The organism is Candidatus Jordarchaeum sp., assembly GCF_052745115.1.
In genome coordinates this window covers 1-3,160 of sequence record NZ_JBRAKS010000414.1, presented here as the reverse complement: position 1 = coordinate 3,160, position 3,160 = coordinate 1, and the positions used below count along the sequence as shown (strand labels likewise).

The window sequence follows — 3,160 nt, the reverse complement described above, 5'->3', positions numbered from 1 at the left end:
ACACCTTTACACCTACTTAAATCTACGGATTTAAGAGCTGTTGTCTTCGGCTTTTTTCCTCGTTTTAGTAGTGCAGAAAACGGAAACCAACCTAATTTAACATTGTCAAAATAATATTACAATATTCCTGTTTTAATATTGGCTGTGAAGTTCGCATATAGCCAGAGTTATAAAATTTAGTGTTAATGTTTAAATTAAATAATTTTAAAACTTGCGCTAACAGATTTATTTTAGGATTACGATGTTTCGAAAATCTTGAGTTGATTCATATGAGGGTAAGAATTCCCAGGTGTATGAGTTCGCAGCATCCAGATAATGTTAGAACACCCTTTTTTGCCAGCCAGAATATTCTTGGTGGAGAGGACGAAATAAAGGAAGCCTACTATGTTTTTTCACATCTGGGTTGCGATGAGCAGATGTGGGACATGGAAGGAAAAGAGGTAGATAACTTCGTCGTAGTAAAACTCCTCTCAAACTATGACTACTTTTTTAAAGAAAATAAGCTGGGAGAAGATATTTTTCTGACACTCCGCATACCTAACCCTGCCATTGAAAAAACAGAAGCGAAAATCCTGGTGGAAACCCTGGACAGCATTCCACGTTCCTTCGATGCTTCTAAAATATTCTATGGAGAGGATCATACACCGATATTCGAGGTTATTTTACCCATGACTCAATCCCCGGAACAACTCAACCGAGTTTATTTCTACTATAAGGAATTTGTTGTAGGAAATCAGAATAAAACCTGTTTCCAAGGGGATATTCCGATTAAAAATTGGATAGGGGAATTCAAACCCGAGGAAATAAACGTGATACCATTAATTGAAGACATGACAAGTATGCTGAATGCGGATCAAATAGTTGGAGATTATTTGAAGGATAAAAAATTTGATTACCAGAGAGTATTTTTGGCAAGAAGTGACCCGGCCCTAAACTATAGTCTGGTTTCAGCGGTAATCATGAATAAAATAGCTCTCCAAAAATTGTATTTTTTGGAACAGGACTTATCATTAGAGATTTACCCCATTCTGGGCGTAGGCTCTCCCCCTTTTAGAGGAGGAATGACACCCACTTCAGAGGATAGAGTTCTGGAGGAATACCCTAGTGTGCAGACCTTCACCCTGCAGTCTGCCTTTAAATACGATTATCCTGAACAACAGGTTATGGAATCGATCAAAAGAATAAAAGAGAAAAGTAGAGGAAAATCCTTAGATTTAGATGTCACTCTCTACCAAAACATATTGGAGGAATTGTCCAAAGAGTATGAGAGAGAAATCATGGAGGTGGCGCCTCTAATAAATCAGATAGCGTCATATATTCCTCAAAGAAGAAAAAGAAAATTGCATATTGGACTATTCGGATATTCTAGAGGAGTGGGAAGAGCGGTTTTACCGAGAGCAATAACCTTTTGTGCAGCCCTATATTCTCTGGGCATACCGCCGGAAGTATTCGGTCTCTCTGTACTTAACCCGCAAAAAAAAGATGTGGTCAGAGATATTTACAAAAATTTTGATGACCATATTTCCTCAGCGCTCCAATATTTAAATCAAGACAATCTTAAACTCCTACACCCTAATCTCGCTGAAAGAATTAGAGAAATTGCTAAGGAATTCGAATTCGAAACCAACCATGAACACAAAAATCTAACAACACAAATTGTTACATTATTTAAACAGAATGAACCAACAATGTTGCAAGAAAAAATCATCGAAGCCGGAGCGCTAAGAGGATTTCTAGGATAATAAGTATGAAAATGGTATCAAAACTAAAATATTCTCAATATATTCCTTCTTAAAAATAGAGAAATAATTGAAAAATAGAATGCACTAAAAACAACTTTATTATATGAAACTTAATGGTTAAATTCTACACAGGATACCTCTTTGTTCCACCAGGGCTTGTTCCATTTCTCAGTAGAATCGGGTATAAGGGCTAAGAGCTCTTCAATCCTTGAAATTATTATATTAGATTCTTTATTGCTGGCTCCAAACTTTCGTAACAAATCTTTATTGTTAACTATCATTTCGAGATTCAATCTCACGGTCTTTCTGAATTTTTTATCCTTCTTGAGCTGTTCTGCGATTCTTGCACCATTTATCTCTTCAGGGCCATCTCCCAGAGGGTGGTCTAAAAATAAAGCACAAACATCTTTTATGTCTTTGTCTTCCATACCAATAACAACTTTTTCCGGCTCATAGTAACTATTGCATGGAAGTATTCTGTGTTCAAGTCCCGCATCTTTTAATTGTTTTACCGCTTCCTTTGGATGCTCCTCAATGAACTGGCACTTAGTTAGCAGCATATTCTCCAAACCAATAGTGTATAGAGTTTTTTCTGGAGGCTGGGAAAGCTCATTTCTCACATCAATTTTGTGGCGCATATTCACTTCCTCGGTTAGTATATCCATGTAACCAGCCACCGGAGTTCCATCGTCATTTACCGCATCAATAGTTCTCACTCTCCAACGTTCACCTCTTCGCATCGCGCTGAAAACCTTATCTGAAAGGAGCATAAAGTGCAAATACATACTTCCATATAACTCTCCTAAACACAGAAGTAGATTCTTTACTGTTGCTCCATACTTTCTAGGACAGATAAGGTCCACATCGTTCATAACACGATTAAAGGCGCCTCCCGGAGCGTTAGCACTAGGGCAGTGTATTTTGAACGCCCCGCCTCCAAAAAGTAAAACATTCAAAGATTCTTTACAGATTTTAGATTTCCCGATGCAACCCTTTATTACGTGTGGATTGTGTAGGTGCAGATTTCCTGCATTTTTTGCGGCCCAGAGCGTTACTATAGCCCTTTTCATGGGTAGGTAGTCTAGGTTAATATAATCAGGTAGTCCTAATTCTTTTCTTAATTCAGATGGTTCTACGTATGATTTTAGAGGCACCTCAATTTGGATGATGGTTCCGCCAAATTCTTCGCTTAGTATTACTTTTCTAGGTTTCGGATTCAATATTCCCACAACTTTTTTCAATGTGATTAAGTATAACAATCTTATTAAAGGTCAATGAATTATTTGTCTTATTTTTACGGATTCGATTTAGGTATTTAAAAATATTTTGATTAATATGTTTAACTTTTTTGTATCTTGACGTAAAGAATAAAGACAGATTATATTAACTTTGCTGAATTTTTAAAAACAATTTATGAG

2 protein-coding genes are annotated in these 3,160 nt (G+C 36.7%); one reads left to right on the top strand and one right to left on the bottom strand.

Annotated features, from left to right (window positions below; translation table 11 throughout):
* The first annotated feature begins 293 nt into the window (after positions 1-293).
* Positions 294-1,742, top strand: a complete 1,449-nt coding sequence (ppcA, locus tag ACUVXA_RS18775) for a phosphoenolpyruvate carboxylase (protein ID WP_445872818.1) — start codon at positions 294-296, stop codon at positions 1,740-1,742.
* A 110-nt stretch (positions 1,743-1,852) separates the two neighbouring features.
* On the opposite strand, the gene ACUVXA_RS18770 is transcribed toward ppcA, so the two are convergent.
* Positions 1,853-2,962 carry a hypothetical protein gene (locus ACUVXA_RS18770; protein WP_445872817.1) on the bottom strand — a complete coding sequence of 370 codons (1,110 nt, stop codon included), beginning with the start codon at positions 2,960-2,962 and terminating at the stop codon, positions 1,853-1,855.
* Positions 2,963-3,160: the final 198 nt, after the last annotated feature.